The organism is Devosia honganensis (assembly GCF_042648785.1).
Taxonomy (GTDB): Bacteria; Pseudomonadota; Alphaproteobacteria; order Rhizobiales; family Devosiaceae; genus Devosia; species Devosia honganensis.
Genome location: NZ_JBHRYD010000015.1, coordinates 81,491 through 97,000 on the forward strand (window position 1 = coordinate 81,491; position 15,510 = coordinate 97,000).

A 15,510-nucleotide genomic window follows, 5' to 3' on the forward strand; every position below is an offset into this window, starting at 1 on the left:
AAAATCCGGACAAATGTGACACAGCTTTTCCCCATTCATGGCCTACTCGCACCCAAGAGTCGGCCGGAAGCGGCCATAAAACGGCGTTGCGGCCACCGGGAGACTTCATGCGTTCTGCGAGATTTTTCGCGCTATTGACGGTTCTGCTGGTCGTTTTCGTGCCCGCGCTGCCACCTCCACCCGCCATGGCGCAGGAGGAGACTGCCGAGATTCCGCCCTTGCCCCGCCCGCGGCCGGATCGCGACGCCGCCGAGGCGCCGGCGGCCGAGGCGCCCGAAACCACGCCCGCCACCGAAGCCATCGTCGCGCTCACCAGCGCGCCGCAGCCGGTCACGCTCACCGCGCGCATCACCCAGGACGGCACCGCCATTCCCGACGGGCTGGTGTGGCGGATTTTCGACAGCGTTCCCGACGCCGATGGCGAGATGTCGCTGGTGGCCAAGGCTGAGGCGGGCACCGCCACGCTCGAATTGCCGCCGGGCGAATATGTGGTGCATGTCGCCTATGGTCAGGCTCAAATCAGCGAGTCGCTTTCGGTCGCCCCCGGCCCCAACCAGAAGGACCTGATCCTCGAAGCGGGCGCCCTTCGCCTCAACTCGGCGGTGACCGGCGACATACCCATTTCCCCCGCGCAACTGCGTTTCGACATTTTCACCGCCGGCCCGGAGGCCAGCCGCGCCATGGTGGCCGAGAATCTGCCGCCCAACGAGATCGTCACCCTCAACGCCGGCACCTATCATATCGTCTCGCATTTCGGCCCCATCAACGCGGTGGTCCGCGCCGACCTCCGGGTGGAGCCGGGCCAATTGACCGACGCCACCCTCTACCACCACGCCAGCGAGGTTTCGTTCAAGCTGGTGTCGGAGGAAGGCGGCGAGGCCATCGCGGACGTCGAGTGGACGGTCAAGACCTCGGACGGCACCACCATATTCAGCGAACGCGGCGCCTTCCCCTCCACCGTTCTGGCGGAAGGCGAATATCTCGTGCTCGCCAAGCTGGGCGAGCAGGTCTACAACCGCGAAGTAGAGGTGCAGCCCGGCAGCCCTCGCGAAATAGAGGTCCTTTCCTCGATCTATTGATCGCGAAGCACGGAAATTTTACAGGCCCCGCGGCCAAGCATCCGGCAAATATTCCCTGCTGCGCTGTTCATCGCGCCCAAATACCGCTATCCATGATCCGTGATCGGGTTTTGGGAGGGGCCTGGCGCAATCATGTCAGTCGGAAGATTTATTCTGGACCCGTCGCTGCCGCCTGGCGCCGGTCTGTTCTGCCGGTTCCAGCAAAATGCGGCGACCCCGTCCTAGCCCGGCCGATGGCGCCGCGCCGCCCGCCGGCGCCATATTGGGCGTGCCGGTTCACGCCACGGACCTGACTTCCGCCACCCGGACCATCCTCCGCCTCGCCGATAGCGGCCAACCGCATATGGTCCTGCTCCGCGACGCCGCCAGCCTCATGCAGGCCGTCGACGACCCCGCCCTGCTTTCCCTGCACGGCAGGGCCAGCCTGGTCTTGGCCGATGGCGCGCCGGTGGCGCTGGCGGGGCGCCTGGCCGGCCATGCGGTGAAGCGCACGCCCGGCGCCGATCTGGTCGATGCCGTCTGCGCCGCCTCGCTCGCCACCGGCAAGCGGCATTTCTTCTACGGCGGCAGGCCCGGCATCGCCGAACGCATGGCCGCCAATCTTGCCGCCCGCTATCCGGGCCTCGCCATCGCCGGCACGCTGACCCCGCCCATGCGCGATATCGACGCCGCCCATCGGCTCGACGCGGAAAGCCGGCGCGAACTCGAGCGGATCCGCGGCGCCGACCCCGATTTCATCTGGGTCGGGCTATCCAGTCCCAAGCAGGATTTCTGGATGGCGCTCGCCCTGCCCCATCTGCGGCGCGGCGTCTGCCTGGGCGTCGGTGCGGCCTTCGATTTCCAGTCCGGCGCCATGCCGCGCGCGCCGCGCTGGATGCGCGACAACGGCCTCGAATGGCTGCACCGACTCTGGCGCGAGCCCCGCCGGCTCTGGCGGCGCTATCTCGTCCTGGCGCCCCGTTTTGTCCTGCTGTTCGCCGCCGAGCGCCTGCTCAGGCGAAAGGGAGGTCGCCCGTGACCGCCCCCGTCCGCATCGCCGTCACCGTGACCTGCCGCAACCGGCGCGAGACGACGCTGCGCTGCCTGCGCAGCCTCATGCCGCAACAGACCGAGCGGGTGACCTTCGAGGTCTGGCTCGTCGATGACGGCAGCACCGATGGCACAGGCCCGGCCGTGCGGAGCGAATTCCCGCAGGTCCGGGTCCTGGCCGGCACCGGAAACCTGTTCTGGAGCCGTGGCATGCACCGGGCGATGACCGCCGCGATGCAATTGCCTTTCGACTTCATCCTGTGGCTGAACGACGACGTGGTGCTCCATCCCGACGCCGTCGCCAATGCTCTTGCCGATTATGGCGAGGCGGCCGCCGCCGATCCCCGCCAGATCGTCGTGGGCGCCACGATCGATCCCCATACCGGCGCCATCACCTATTCCGGCTTCATGCGGACCCATGGCCGCGACCCCAGCAAGCTGCGCCGCCTCGACCCCGATGCCGGGCAGCTAAGACGCTGCGATACCATGAACGGCAATTTCGTGCTGATCCCCAGAGAGCTGACCGACACGCTCGGGCCGGTCGATCCCGCCTTCGTGCATCAGCTCGGCGATATCGATTATGGCTATCGCGCCGCCGCGCATGGCGCCGGCATCTGGATCGGCCGCCAACCCGCCGGCGAATGCTGCGCCAATCGGCGGCAAATGCCGTTCCGGCAACGCGGCCTGACGCCGATGCAACGCTGGCGCGCCCTCGACAGCCCGCTCGGCCTGCCCTTGCGGCCCTGGCTCACCTTCATGTGGCGCCATGGCGGCGCTGCCGGCCTGCTGCGCCTTTTCCTCATCTATGCAGCCAGAATGGTGGGGCGATGAATTCTTCAATCGCCACAACCGACTCCATCGGATCGTTGAATCGGAATCTCCGCACCATCGGGCTTTACGCCCTGGGCACCCTGCTCATATCGGGATCGAACTTCGCCACCACTCCGCTGCTGGTTCACTTGCTCGGCACCGGGGGATTTTCCCGGTGGGCCGCAATCGAACCGCTGATCCTCCTGGTCATCCCCCTTGCCGGGCTCGGCATCCAGCATGGCCTCCTCAACCAGTTGCCGCGGGACGGCTCGGCCGCGCAGCGCCTGCTGCCCTGGCACGTGCTCTCGGCGCTCGGCATGACCACGCTTCTCGCCCTCGGGATGACCGTGTCCGGCTGGCCGATCCGGCTCGGCCTGCTGGCCGCCGGCATCGCCGCCATCGAAGGCATGATCGTTTTCCAGATCGCCTGGTGGCGCGCCACCGGCCGCCCGGGTGCCTATGCGATCCGGGAAGGCGGCCGCGCCGTGCTGATCGCCCTGGCGCTCGCCGCCATCGCCTTGCTGGCGGGCCCATCATTGTCGCTCGACGGCTATCTGATCCTGCGTCTTGCCCTCGGCGCCACCTTCCTGCTGCCGGCACTGCTGGCGGTCAACTGGCCATGGTCGCCCGATCCCGCAAAAGCCGGCAAGGCCATCGCCTATGGCCTGCCCATCGTCCTCGCCTCCGCCATCGTCGTGGCGCTGATGAATTTCGACCGCTATGCGGTGCTGGCCATCGCCTCCAATGCCGATCTCACCGCCTATGTGGCGCATGCAAGGCTGGCGCAGGTGCTCGGCCCGGCGCTCGCCCCCTTCTTTTTCTGGCTTGCTCCTCTGGCCGTGGCCCGCCTCCACGCCAAGACCGCCGATACCGGCTTTTTCGGCGCCAGCTTCTTCGGTTTCGCCGGCGCCGATCTCGCCCTCACCCTCGCGCTCTGGCTGCTCGCCCCCGCGCTCTGGCCCATCCTGTTTCCCGGCATTGCTTTCGATCCCCTGCTTTTCGGCCTCTTTCTGGCCGGCATGGCGGTCTTTGCCTGCGGCAATCCACTGAGCTTGGGCAGCCTACGCGAAGGCAGGACCGCCACCGCCCTCGTCGTCACCGGCCTCGCCGCCCTTGCCGGTCTCTGCGCCATTGCCCTTCTGGCGCCCCGCTGGGGCGTTCACGGCATTGCCGCCGGCAAGACCGTCGGGCTTTGCGCCTACGCCCTGGGCTTTGCGCTCCATACGCGCCGCACCCTCTCCATCGCCTATCCCTGGCCCGCCATCGCCATCGTCACCGGGCTGACCGTCATCCTGGCCGTTGCCCTCTACCCGCTTGCCGCCAGGCTGGCCTTTCCCGCAGCATCGGCCCTCGCCGCGACCGCAGCCGCTTTCGTGCTTTTCGCCGCCTGGAGCATCTGGCGCCTGCGGCCGGATTTCGCCGGCAAGACCGGCAGTGCGCCACCATGAGGGCGTCCGAAACAGCCCTCGCCCACCGCCGGCGCGGCGACGCAGTGCGGCCCGTCCTGATCCTCGTCGCGCTCCGGCCGCTGATCGATCTGGCCGGGGAATCCTCAGGCGGGGCACTGGCGCCGGGCGGCCTCTACGCGCTGGCCGTCGCCGCGCTGGTGCTGTGGCAGCTCGTCGCCTCGCGCGGCGAGGCCTGGCTGCCATTCTTTGCCGCCGTTCTGTCCCTCGCCCTGCTCGTCGTCGCCGATCTCCACCGCCCCCTTCATTACGGAGCCGGAATCGCCGCCATTTTCGAGGTGCCGGTCAAATATTTCTCCGGTATCTGCGTCTTCATCCATCTCGCCTGCACCAGCGCCGGCGACGACGAGACGCGCCGCGCTGAGTTGCGGCTGTTCCACCTGGCATTCTGCATCGCGCTTCTCGTTCCCGCCGCCATAGCCCTGCTGCAATATGCGGGGCTCCACCCCTTCTCCTATTTCGACTATATCGAGGGCGTCCGCACCGGCCGCCCCAGCGGCGGCTATCGCCAGCCGAACAGCTTTGCGCGGCTATTCGTGGTTTTCGCGGTCTTGTCCTATGTCTGCTTCGACAGGAAGATCCTCTCGCGCCGCCTGCTTTACGGCTCCGTCGCGATAGCCCTGTTCTTCGTCGCCCTCTCCACTCACCGCTCCTCCCTCGCCATTCTCGTCGCGGTCATCGTCATCTGCGAATACCGGCGGCGGCATTTCATCGCCAAAAGCGCCCTCGTCCTCGCCATCGTCGCCATGCTGGCGGCGACGGGTATCGCAAAAAACCTGCCTGGGTATCACGCCTTCGAATCGCTTTTCACCATCTGGGGCGAGGACGGCCTCAACCTGCGCGGCCGGCAGATCTGGTTCGCCCAGGCAGTAGAAATGTTCTCGGATTTCAACATGTTCGAGAAGATTTTCGGCATCGGCTATGAGCCGTTCATCATCGACAACGGCTATATGCACATCCTGCTGAGCCAGGGGCTGACCGGGCTGGCGCTGTTCCTGTTCACAGTTTCCGCGACGCTGTGGATCCATATCCGCCGGCGTCCGGGATCGGGTTACGTCGCTCTTTGCGTCGCCGTTATCCTGGGAACCTATATGGTCGTCATGTCCGCCCACACCGCGACGCATCTGCTCTGGATGCTCGGTGCGTTGCTCTATTTCAGCCAAGGGGCGGAGCGGGCTGATCCCGGAGCGCCTGCAGGACCCCTCCGGCGAAGCGTTCGGCCATATTCTCGATCGTATAAGTCTCCAGCGCCGCCTGCGCCCCCGCTTGCAGCCGCCGGCGCCAGGCGTCGTCCACAATGAGCCGCACCACCGCGTCCGCATAGGCGGCGACGCTGCCGCTCTCGTCCACGATCACCCCGTTCACCCCGTCCTCGAGATAATCGATCTCGGGGCTGTGATAGGGCAGGTCCGTGGTGACCATCGGAGTGCCATGGGCGAAGGCGTCGAGCACCGCGAGGCCCACGAGACCCGGCATCAGGAAAACATCGGCAAGCCCGACAAGCAGCGATTTCTCGCGGCCGAACCGGGCGCCCGGATAATGAATCCAGTCATGGGCCGCCGCCGCCTCGCGCAGCAGGCCCGCCTCCGCGCCATCGCCTATGGCGATGAAATGGAAATCGGGTAGGCGCCGGCGAATCTCCCTTGCCGCCGCGAGCAAGAATTTTATCCGCTTGTGCTCGTAGAGCCCGCCCACATAGACCCCGACCCGTCTCGATCCGCCCAGCAACTGCCGCCGCGCCGCCTCGCGCTCCTCCGGACCGATCGACGCCAGCATCTCCCTTATCGCCGCTATGTCGATGGCATTGTTGAAGACGGTGATCTTGTGCCTCGGGAAACCCGCGGCTTCCACCACGGCGGCGCTGCGTTCCGTATAAGCGAACCACCAATGGGCCCGCCGCAACCAGAAGCGCTTGAACCTTTCCGCCCATCCATCGGGATTGCGGGATTGAAAATTCCGGCCATGGCCGAAAAAGGCGGTTCGATACCCGAAGACGTTCGAGAAGAGCTGGAGCGGATAGTTCAACAGCAGCCCGTTTTCCTGCTGCATGATGACGAGATCATAGCTCATCGCCCGGCGCAGCGCGCCTTGATAGCGCAACGCCCGCCCCGCCAGGTCAAACCGCACGCATCTGCTATCGATGGCCCATTCGGGCGCTTCGAGATCGCCCCGGGGCGCCCGGAGCTTCGGGTCGCTGCAATGGATGACGTCGAAATCGACGCCCGAAGCGTCCAGCAATTGTTTCAGGCGTTCGCTGAACGCCTTCCGGTACCGGAAGGCGTAAGGGTAGACATAGCAGACCCGCTTGCGCCCCGCCGGCATCCGGCCCCTTCCCCCGTTCCGTGCCGCTCATGCCGTCCATGATAGGCCGGGCGGCGCCGGGCGGCCAGCCCGGCCGCCTTCAACTCCAGAATGCCCGCGTCACGAGCGGGTTCAGCAATTCCTCCGCCGGCAGCGGGCCACTGAGTTGCGGAAAGTTCTGCGACGCGCCACCGGCGAAATACACGGTGACATCGAGGCTGGCGCCTCCGGTCGCAGCGAGCCGATCCGCCGCCCGCATCGTGGATTGCGTTATCGAGGTATTGACCACCGGCGTGGTGAACCGCCCCAATTCCACCTGCGGCAGGCGCACCCGGATGAAATCGCCGGCCTGATAGCTGGTGTCGAACCGGCTGGAGCCCAGCTTGATCCGCCAGGCCTGGGTCACTGCGGTATGGCGGTGGCGCACGCGGCAGCGCCACCAGCCGCCGCCCAGCGCCGCCATGCTGGCGACGTCGTTCTCGCCCGTGCCGTTGGCGATGCCGGTATCGGTGGAGAAATCCGCCCGATAGCCGACATCGCTGAACCAGATCGCGGCGCCGCGCATGCCGCTGTCGTGCAGGTCGAAGGCGAAGAAACCCGGCTCATGTGCGGGAATGTCGATATAGCCATATTGCTCGAGCCGCAGCAGGTCCACCTGGCTCTGGCCGACCGTGAAGACAAAGCCGTCCGTGGCGTTCCCGGAACGCGTCAATCCGGCCGGGGGCGTCCAGCCGGGACCGCCGATATCGGCAGTCCCGCGTGACTGGTTCGAGGTCGCCGGCTCCAAGAGCGCCCCGAGCCCGGCGTGGCGTCGGAGCACACCGGCATCATGGGTGATCCATTGACCCGCCCCGACCGCCATCAGGCCGGGCGTCTCGCGGCTGAATGCGAACGCCTCCGCGAACGGCACCTCCACACCGTCCGCCATATTGCGGCCATTGACGAAATCGGCGGCGCGGACCGCGCCTTCGGGCCACCATGGGCCGCCGCGCCGCGCGCCGGCGATATGCAATCCGATGGCGAACATCAGACCAGCCCGACGATATCGCCGGCGGTGGTGCCCGTGGCGGCGACCCTGACGGCGCGCAAGGGCAGCATGGTGCCGGCGGGAACCGCGCGCAGCGTGACCTCCCCGCCCGAGGCAAAGCCCACCCGCACATCCCCCGCAATGCCCACATAGAGAGCCCGCGTCGTCTCGGCCAGCGGCAGCTCGTCGTCGGGGGTCACCGCAAAACCGTGCAGGGCCGGTCCGGTCAGGTCGGGCTCGCGCCCTTCAAATCTGTCAGCCATGGAAAACCTCATCATTTTCCACGCCATATTCTCACGGGCCGCACAAGCGAGGATAAGTCGGCCGCGCAGGCCCGGTTTCAGCCCTCCTGCTCCTCGGCGTAATAGGCCCGATATCTGCCCTTGCGATCGCGCTCCGTCGCCTTCTGCGTCATCGCCAGGACGATCGGCACGTCCGGGCGCGTCGAGCTGTCCACGGCATCGAGCGACCGCAGCACCTCGCGCTGGCCGGTGTCGGCCCAACGCACCGCGAACACCACCGCGTCGGCCAGTTCCAGCACATAGCTGCCATCCACCACCACGCCGACCGGCGGCGTATCGATGATCGTCACCTCGAACACCGACCGCGCCGCCGCGATCAGCCGCGCGAATGTGCCACTGGTCAGCAATTGCTCGCCCGGCGTCTCGCCGTGCCGCCCGCCCAGCACCGCAACCACCTCCGAAAGCGGATCGCTGCTCAGCATGGTCGCGGGAATGGCATCCGCCAGGCTGGACGAGAGATAGTCGGACAGCCCGCCGGAGGGGGCGACTCCCAGATGGCGATGCACCGAGGGGTGGCGCAAATCGCCGTCGATCAGCAACACCTTGCGCCCCGACGCCGCATAGGTCCGTGCCAACCCCAGCGCCAGCGTGGTCTTGCCTTCCAGCGGAACCGAGGAGGCCACGGCCACCACCACGCCCCCCTCGCTTCTTTGCCGGTTTCCGGATCCGACCAGCGCTTGATCGAGGTTCAGCTTGAGCCGGCGCAGGCATTCGGAAAACTGCGAGAAAGGCGCAAGGGCGACGGTGTCGGCGACGCTGGCCGCCGGGCTGCCATCGGCCCGCTGCGGCGGCTTCTGCAGTGAAACGGCCACCGCCCCGCCACGACGGGTGACCGCCTCGAGCTGCTCCAGCGAGGTGAACCCGCCAACCAGATTTTCCACCGTGAAGGCCAGCGCCACCCCGAAGCCCATCGCCCCCACGCCCGCCATCAGGAACATCAGGCGCATATCGGGGAAGGACGGGCGCTGCGGCGCCGTCGCCGCCGCCACGATGCGGCTATCGGCCACCTGCAGATCGGCCTGTGCCCGCAATTCGTGCACGCGGGCGACCAGCCGCTCATAGCTGGCCCGGGCCAGCGCCGACTCCTGCTGCAGTTCGTAAAGGCCGGTCAGCACGTCCGGCGGCATGTCGCTGGCCAACAGGCTGTGCCGCAACTCTTCCCGCAGCTCGGCGGTTTGCGCCCGATGCTCCGCAAGCTGCCCTTGAAGACCCGCCATCGCGTCCTGCGCCGTGCGGTCCAGCAGCGCCTCCAGCGCTTCGATCTCGGCCCCCGAACCGCCGCCCGGCCCATTCAGCAGCTCGGCATGCCGCCACGCCAGATTTGCCAGCTCCGGCGAAGCCAACACCGTGGCCATCTGCTCGAAATCCGCCCGCAAGAGGCTGGCCGACGCTGCCTCGATGGCGGACCCCAGCCGCACCTGCTCACCGAGGCGAGCATCCGCCGCCTGTTTCAGCGCCACGATATCCTGTCGCCCGGAATTGGCGGCGATGCGCTCCAGATTGTCATCGAGGAAGGTATCGAGCGCGCTTTCGCTTGCCGCCAGCGCGGCGCTGGCATTCGCAATCCGCGGCTCCAGCACCTCCAGCGCCGCGAGCACCGACCGGACCTTGGACTGCACCTGCATCCGGATATAAGTCTCGGCCACCGCATTGGCGATCCGCGCCGCCGCCTCCGGCCCTGGTGCGGCAGCATTCACGGCGATGAGGTAGGTCGAGCCCCGGCGGCGCGCCGAAACCACCTCATCGAGCCGCAGAGCGGCGGCATGGAGCGTCTCCTCACGGGTCGGCGGCACCGGTTCGCCGGCGCCCAGAAACGACGCCAGCCGGTGTTGGAGGCTTCGTTTGGGCGCGAACTCGGGATCGTCGATGAGCCCGGCGGTTTCCACCACTTCCAGAAGCACCGGCATCGAGGTGACGATCTCCACCTCGCTGTCGACCCGCGCTCCATCCGCCGGTCCCGGCCCCATCTGCGCGAGGCCGGGGTCGAGCAGATCCTTGCGCGAAGGGTCCACCATGACCAGCGCCGAGGCGGTATATTCGGGACGCAGGGAAAAGACGATGATGGCCGAAAGCGTCGATATCGCCAGAAAAACCATGAGGATGAGGCGAGCGCGGCGGCGCAGCACCTCCAATATCGCCCCTGCGTCGATATATTGCCCCTCCATGCCGCCCCCATTCCTTTACGGACCCCAAAACAGCATTTGCACAATATTTCCGCCCCTATCACAGGCACATTTCAGGTCCGGATGACAAGCGTCTCCTTATCTGGGATGATCTTGCCGATGGGCATCAAATTCGGTGGGAGGCGAATTTGAATGAACGGGGCGCTCGACCGTCTGCCGGGATCAGGCTTCGAAACAATTGCCGGAAGCCTTGGCTGGCGGCCTGACGCCGGCTGGCAGGTTTCCGCGGCCGGTGGCGGGCTGGACGGCGAACAGCACGGCCTCTTCATCGCCTGGCAGGGTGACGGGCCGGTGCCGCCCGCCCTCACGCCCAGCCGCGCCCGGGCGCTGCGGATGAAGCGCCTGCTGGATATCGCCGGCGCTCTCCTGGGACTGGCATTTTTCACCCCGCTCATGTTCTTCGTCGCTATCGCCATCCGGCTGACCGACCCCGGACCGGTCTTGTTCCGCCAGGCCCGTCTCGGCCTCGGGGGCGTGCCCTTCCAGGTCCTGAAATTCCGCTCGATGTATGCGGATCGCTGCGACCAGGCCGGCATCCGTCAGGCCGAAGGCGCCGATGATCGCGTCACCCCCATCGGCCGCTTCATCCGCCGCTCCAGCATCGACGAACTGCCTCAGTTGTTCAACGTGCTGAAGGGCGACATGTCGCTCGTCGGCCCGCGCCCGCATGTGGCCGGCATGCACGCCGGCGGCGTTCCCTATGGGCGTCTCAGCCCGCATTACGCCTATCGCACGCTGATGCGCCCGGGCCTCACCGGATGGGCACAGTGCCATGGCCTGCGCGGCCCGACCCACGAGCGGGCGGCGGCGCTGGCCCGCCTCGGCCACGACATCGCCTATATCCAGCATTTTTCCTTAGCCCTCGACATCAGGATCGTCGCCCGGACGCTGTTCATCGAGCTGTTCAGGGGCAATGCGCACTGATCCGCCGGCACTGGCATTTGCCTGCAACACTGCCCGGATAGTTCGCCGCGGCCGCCCGCTGGCCTATTGATGCGCTCTTGCCGATGGCCCAGATTGCCTCCCGGATAACCCGGAGAAACAGAATGCTGCTCACCCACCTGTCCCGCCGGCGCATCGGCGCGGTCGCCACGGCATGCCTGCTGAGCGTCGCACTGCCCGCAACGCCCGCCTGGGCCCAGAAGGTCAAGACCAAGACCAAGCCGCCGGCCACCGTCGAAACCAGCGTCAGCGTTGAAATCCCCACTATCGAGGCCCGCAATTCCAGCATCGACGAAGCGACCTTGGCGGAAATCCTGCGCGGCGACATCGCCGGCCACGCCGAGGCGCTGGCCGAACTCGATGCCACCAGCATCGGCGTGCCGGAAATCGTGGTCTCGGTGACGTCGAGCCAGGATGGCAAGCGCTACGACACCACGCTGACCTTCACCGATCTGCTGTTCGAGGACGTCATCGACGGCGTCGCGGCCGGGGTCAGCCTGGGCGGCATCGACATGCTGACCGACGAAGGCACGTTCGATTTCGGCGCCATGTCGGCCACCTCCTTCGATATCGGGGGCATGCTGGGCGTCTATGGCCTCGTCGATCGCGGCAGCACCGAAATCGAGACCATCTACAGGGATTTGGTGGCGGAAGGCGGCACGCTCGAGGCCGACGAGGTATCCTGCGCCTTCGGCGCCATCGCCGCGGACGAGTTCCGCGCCCGCCCCCTACGCACCTCTTTCGCCGATATCATGGCGATGGCCCAGGCCATGGAGGACGATCCCGAGGATATCGATCCGGCCCTGCTCGGACAGTTCCTGCGCATCTATGCCGATATCCTTACCGCCTTCGAAACCTCCGAGATCACCTTTGACGGCCTGTCCTGCGAAGGCACCGACGACGAGGACCGTCCCCTGACCTTCTCCATCGCCGGCATGACCATGGGCGGCATGTCCCCGGGGGTCTATCCGTCCATTTCCATGGATGGCTTTTCCATCGTGGTGGAAGGCGACGGCGCCGTCGAGCTCGACAATTTCACCGTCAAGCCGATGGACCTCGGCGGGATCGTCGCCACGCTCGAAGCCGCGCCCGAACGCGTGGACGAGGCCTGGTTCGAGACCAATGCCAGGGCCCTGATCCCGGCCATGGAAGGCTTGTCCTTCGTCGGCCTCGACATCGACATTCCCGATCCCGACAGCGCCGGAACCCGCATCCAGGCCTCGGTGGGCAATTTCGACCTGACGCTGGGCAGCTATCGCAACGGCATTCCCACCAGTCTCGATCTGTCCGCCGCCAATATCCTGGCCGACCTGCCGGCCGATAGCGGCGACGACACCATCCAGCAATTGCGCGCGCTGGGCATCACCAGCGTCGATGCCGGTTTCCGCGTCGCCGCCGCCTGGAACGAGGCCGCCAGCACCATCGATGTCGAGGAAGTCTCCGTCACCGGAGCCGATCTGGCCACCGTGCTGCTGGCCGGAACCATCGCCAATGCCACGGCGGACCTGTTCGCGCTCGAAAACGACACGGCCGTCGCCGCCGGCATGGCCGTCGCCCTCAAGGGGCTGGACCTGACGGTGATCGATGCGGGGCTTTCCGACATCGTGCTTTCCGTGGTCGCCGCCGAGCAGAATGCCGACCCGGCCACGCTGCGCCCGGTCTTTGCGGGCCTCGCCGAAGGCACCGTCATCGCCATGATGGCCGGCGCCGCCGATGCGGCCCAGTTGGGCGGAGCCATCAACAGCTTCGTCAGCGGCAAGGCGAAGACCCTGGCCATCGGCATCGTCGCCAAAACCGATCCGGGCCTCGACTTCGCCGATCTCGTTGCAGCCGAGAGCGACCCGACCGTCCTGCTGGACAAGGTCGATATCAGCGCCGAAGCCAAATGAGCCAGAGGGCCGCCCTGAGGGCGGCCTTTCCCATTCCTGCGGCACAAACGCCTTCCGCCCCGCCATACCCGTTGCTATAGCCTTGTCATTGTGCAACGCGGCCGGTCCTGCACCCATGCCACAATCGCAGAGAAGCTGACCCTTGCGTTTTGTCCTGCGCCTCCTGACCACGATCGCCATCGCCCTCGGCGTCGGTTTCGGCCTCAGCTACTACGCGCTCACCGATGGACGCTTGTTCGGGGCGGTATCGCTCGGCCCCTGGACCGCCTGGCCCGATATCGGCGCGCCCGCGCCCAATCCCTATACAAGGGGCCATATCGCCCGCGAGGCGGCCTTGCAGCTCGGACGCAGCGAAGGCCTGCAATTCATCGCCCGGACCGACAGCGATGGAGCGGCGCTCGATCTCGCCTGCTCCTACCGCCTGGACGGACATATGCCCATTTCCACCTTCTGGACCCTGTCCGCCGTGGATGCGGAGTGGATCAACCTGGCCGCGCCCGGCACCGACGCGGCGCTGCGCTCCAGCGAGATCGCGCGCACCGACGACGGAGCCGTGCGCATCCATGTGGGCACCCGCCTGCGCCCCTCCAACTGGCTGGAACTGGCGGGCGAGGGTCCGTTCAGCCTGGTCCTCAACCTCTACGACACCACGGCGCTGTCCGGCTTCAGCTCGGCCGACATGGTCATGCCCTCCGTCACCCTGGAGGATTGCGCATGATCCGGCTCCTGCTCTGGCTGCTGGGTGGAGTGCTGCTGGGCGGCGCCATCCACATCGTCACCATTCTTACCCTGCCCCTCCTGGCCGAGGAGACCACCTGGACCCGCATCGCCGCCCTCGAGGCACGGAATAGCGTTCTGGTCCTGCCCCAAGTGCAGCCGGGCGAGCCCAATCCGCTGCAACTGGACCCGGAATTGACCTATGGCCTCTGCCAGGTCGACCTTGCCGAAGGACCGGTCTATCTCAGCGGCACCCTGCCCGACGCCTTCTGGTCGGTCGCCGTATTCGACGCCGCCGGCATCGTCACCTATTCCACCACCAATCGCGACGGCATCGGCCAGACGGTCGAACTTGGCCTGTTCAACGCCGCGCAGACGCGCCTGCTTGCCCGCCAGCAGATCGACATCGCCGAGGGCCTGCTGGTGGTGGAGGCGCAAAGCGACGAGCTGTTCATCCTCGTCCGCCTGTCCCCGCCCCACGAAGTCATGCGGCCCCGTTTCGAACAGGAACTCGCCAGGCTCCGCTGCGGCCCTCGTCCCGGCTGAAGGCTTATCCCGGTGCACCGATCAGGCCGCCCGCCGCGGCCAGCGCCGCGACCACGACCCAGGGCGGCGACTTCCAGGCGATCAGCGCCACGAACCCCGCCAGCGCCAGCACGAAATCGCGCGGCGACTGCACGGCGCCGACAAAGACCGGATCGTAAAGCGCCGCACCCAGCAGCCCCACTACGGCGGCATTGGCGCCGCGCATGGCCGCCTGCGCCGCCGGCCAGCGCCGCAGCCCGTTCCAGAACGGCAGGGCGCCCACCAGCAGCAGCATGCCCGGCAGGAAAATGGCGATGAGCGCGATAATGGCGCCAGTGACGCCATTGGGCACCGGCGCCATGGCTGCACCCAGATAGGCGGCGAACGTGAAGAGCGGGCCGGGCACCGCCTGCGCCGCCCCGTAACCGGCAAGGAACGCGTCCTGCGTCAGCCAGCCCCGGGCGACGGTTTCCGCCTCGAGCAGCGGCAGCACCACATGGCCGCCCCCGAAGACCAGCGCCCCGGCGCGATAGAATCCGTCGAACAGGGCCAGCCCCTGTCCCGCCCCGCCCAGCAGCGGCAGGCCCAGCATCAGCGCCGCGAAAACCACCAGCGCCACGATCCCGGCACGACGCGACACCGGAAACGCCTGCCGTGCCGTCGGCGTCTCGCCGCCCCGGCAAAGCCACAGCCCGGCCAGCGCCCCCAGCGCGATGGCCCCGACCTGCCCGAGGGCTCCGCCCAGCAGCACGGTCAGCCCCACCGCCAATACGGCAATGCCCGCCCGTTCCCGGTCCGGGGTCAGGCTTTTGGCCATGCCGAACACCGCCTGCGCCACCACTGCCACGGCCACCAGCTTCAACCCGTGCAGCACGCCCTGGGCCACCGGCCCTTCCAGCGCCGCGGCGGTAAAAGCGAACAGCGCCAGCAGCAGCGCCGACGGCAGGGTGAAGCCCACCCATGCCGCCAGCGCCCCCAGCGGTCCGGCCCGCAGCAGCCCCAGCGCGAAGCCGACCTGGCTCGACGCCGGCCCCGGCAGGAACTGGCACAGCGCCACCAGATCGGCATAGCCCGCCTCGTCGGTCCAGCGGCGGCGGATCACCAGTTCGTCGCGGAAATATCCCAGATGCGCGATGGGGCCGCCAAAGCTGGTCACCCCCAGTTTCAGGAAAGCGAAAAACACCTCGCCGGGATTGCCCCGGCCGGTGTGCTGGTCGTCGGTCAATGGCCCCATCCTCCC

Annotated in this window: 13 protein-coding genes; 8 read left to right on the forward strand and 5 right to left on the reverse strand. The window is 67.3% G+C overall.

Features of this window, described 5'->3' with window-relative positions:
* Nucleotides 1-107: 107 nt before the first annotated feature.
* The 4 genes from ACFOOL_RS15395 to ACFOOL_RS15410 all read left to right on the forward strand — a co-directional run bounded on the left by ACFOOL_RS15395 (nucleotide 108) and on the right by ACFOOL_RS15410 (nucleotide 4,366).
* On the forward strand, nucleotides 108-1,079 hold the full coding sequence (locus ACFOOL_RS15395) for a hypothetical protein (protein WP_380098197.1): 972 nt from the start codon (nucleotides 108-110) through the stop codon (nucleotides 1,077-1,079).
* Between the two features lie 205 nt (nucleotides 1,080-1,284).
* Nucleotides 1,285-2,097 carry a WecB/TagA/CpsF family glycosyltransferase gene (locus ACFOOL_RS15400; RefSeq protein WP_380098199.1) on the forward strand — a complete coding sequence of 271 codons (813 nt, stop codon included), beginning with the start codon at nucleotides 1,285-1,287 and terminating at the stop codon, nucleotides 2,095-2,097.
* Nucleotides 2,094-2,939: a glycosyltransferase family 2 protein gene (locus ACFOOL_RS15405; protein ID WP_380098201.1), complete on the forward strand. Its 846-nt coding sequence runs from the start codon at nucleotides 2,094-2,096 to the stop codon at nucleotides 2,937-2,939. Before ACFOOL_RS15400 ends, ACFOOL_RS15405 begins: the two co-directional genes overlap by 4 nt.
* A gap of 35 nt (nucleotides 2,940-2,974) precedes the next feature.
* Nucleotides 2,975-4,366: a lipopolysaccharide biosynthesis protein gene (locus tag ACFOOL_RS15410; RefSeq protein WP_380098202.1), complete on the forward strand. Its 1,392-nt coding sequence runs from the start codon at nucleotides 2,975-2,977 to the stop codon at nucleotides 4,364-4,366.
* A 1,173-nt stretch (nucleotides 4,367-5,539) separates the two neighbouring features.
* Here the strand turns inward: ACFOOL_RS15410 and ACFOOL_RS15415 are convergent.
* The 4 genes from ACFOOL_RS15415 to ACFOOL_RS15430 all read right to left on the reverse strand — a co-directional run bounded on the left by ACFOOL_RS15415 (nucleotide 5,540) and on the right by ACFOOL_RS15430 (nucleotide 10,179).
* Nucleotides 5,540-6,706: a glycosyltransferase family 4 protein gene (locus tag ACFOOL_RS15415; protein ID WP_380098204.1), complete on the reverse strand. Its 1,167-nt coding sequence runs from the start codon at nucleotides 6,704-6,706 to the stop codon at nucleotides 5,540-5,542.
* A gap of 79 nt (nucleotides 6,707-6,785) precedes the next feature.
* A complete protein-coding gene (locus ACFOOL_RS15420) occupies nucleotides 6,786-7,712 on the reverse strand; it encodes a phage head spike fiber domain-containing protein (protein WP_380098206.1) in 927 nt (308 codons plus the stop codon).
* A complete protein-coding gene (locus ACFOOL_RS15425; protein WP_380098208.1) occupies nucleotides 7,712-7,975 on the reverse strand; it encodes a spike base protein, RCAP_Rcc01079 family in 264 nt (87 codons plus the stop codon). The genes ACFOOL_RS15420 and ACFOOL_RS15425 overlap by 1 nt, the downstream gene beginning before the upstream one ends.
* Before the next feature lie 77 nt (nucleotides 7,976-8,052).
* Nucleotides 8,053-10,179, reverse strand: a complete 2,127-nt coding sequence (locus tag ACFOOL_RS15430; protein ID WP_380098209.1) for a GumC family protein — start codon at nucleotides 10,177-10,179, stop codon at nucleotides 8,053-8,055.
* Between the two features lie 150 nt (nucleotides 10,180-10,329).
* On the opposite strand from ACFOOL_RS15430, the gene ACFOOL_RS15435 reads away from it, so the two are divergent.
* The 4 genes from ACFOOL_RS15435 to ACFOOL_RS15450 all read left to right on the forward strand — a co-directional run bounded on the left by ACFOOL_RS15435 (nucleotide 10,330) and on the right by ACFOOL_RS15450 (nucleotide 14,291).
* Nucleotides 10,330-11,121 carry a sugar transferase gene (locus ACFOOL_RS15435; RefSeq protein ID WP_380098210.1) on the forward strand — a complete coding sequence of 264 codons (792 nt, stop codon included), beginning with the start codon at nucleotides 10,330-10,332 and terminating at the stop codon, nucleotides 11,119-11,121.
* A 122-nt stretch (nucleotides 11,122-11,243) separates the two neighbouring features.
* Nucleotides 11,244-13,028: a hypothetical protein gene (locus tag ACFOOL_RS15440; RefSeq protein WP_380098211.1), complete on the forward strand. Its 1,785-nt coding sequence runs from the start codon at nucleotides 11,244-11,246 to the stop codon at nucleotides 13,026-13,028.
* Between the two features lie 142 nt (nucleotides 13,029-13,170).
* Complete coding sequence (locus ACFOOL_RS15445; RefSeq protein WP_380098212.1) at nucleotides 13,171-13,746, forward strand: DUF1214 domain-containing protein; 576 nt, start codon at nucleotides 13,171-13,173, stop codon at nucleotides 13,744-13,746.
* Nucleotides 13,743-14,291, forward strand: coding sequence for a DUF1254 domain-containing protein (locus tag ACFOOL_RS15450; RefSeq protein WP_380098213.1), 549 nt, complete (start codon nucleotides 13,743-13,745; stop codon nucleotides 14,289-14,291). Before ACFOOL_RS15445 ends, ACFOOL_RS15450 begins: the two co-directional genes overlap by 4 nt.
* 4 nt (nucleotides 14,292-14,295) lie before the next feature.
* Here the strand turns inward: ACFOOL_RS15450 and chrA are convergent, their stop codons facing one another.
* Nucleotides 14,296-15,504: a chromate efflux transporter gene (gene chrA, locus ACFOOL_RS15455; RefSeq protein WP_380098215.1), complete on the reverse strand. Its 1,209-nt coding sequence runs from the start codon at nucleotides 15,502-15,504 to the stop codon at nucleotides 14,296-14,298.
* Between the last annotated feature and the right edge of the window lie 6 nt (nucleotides 15,505-15,510).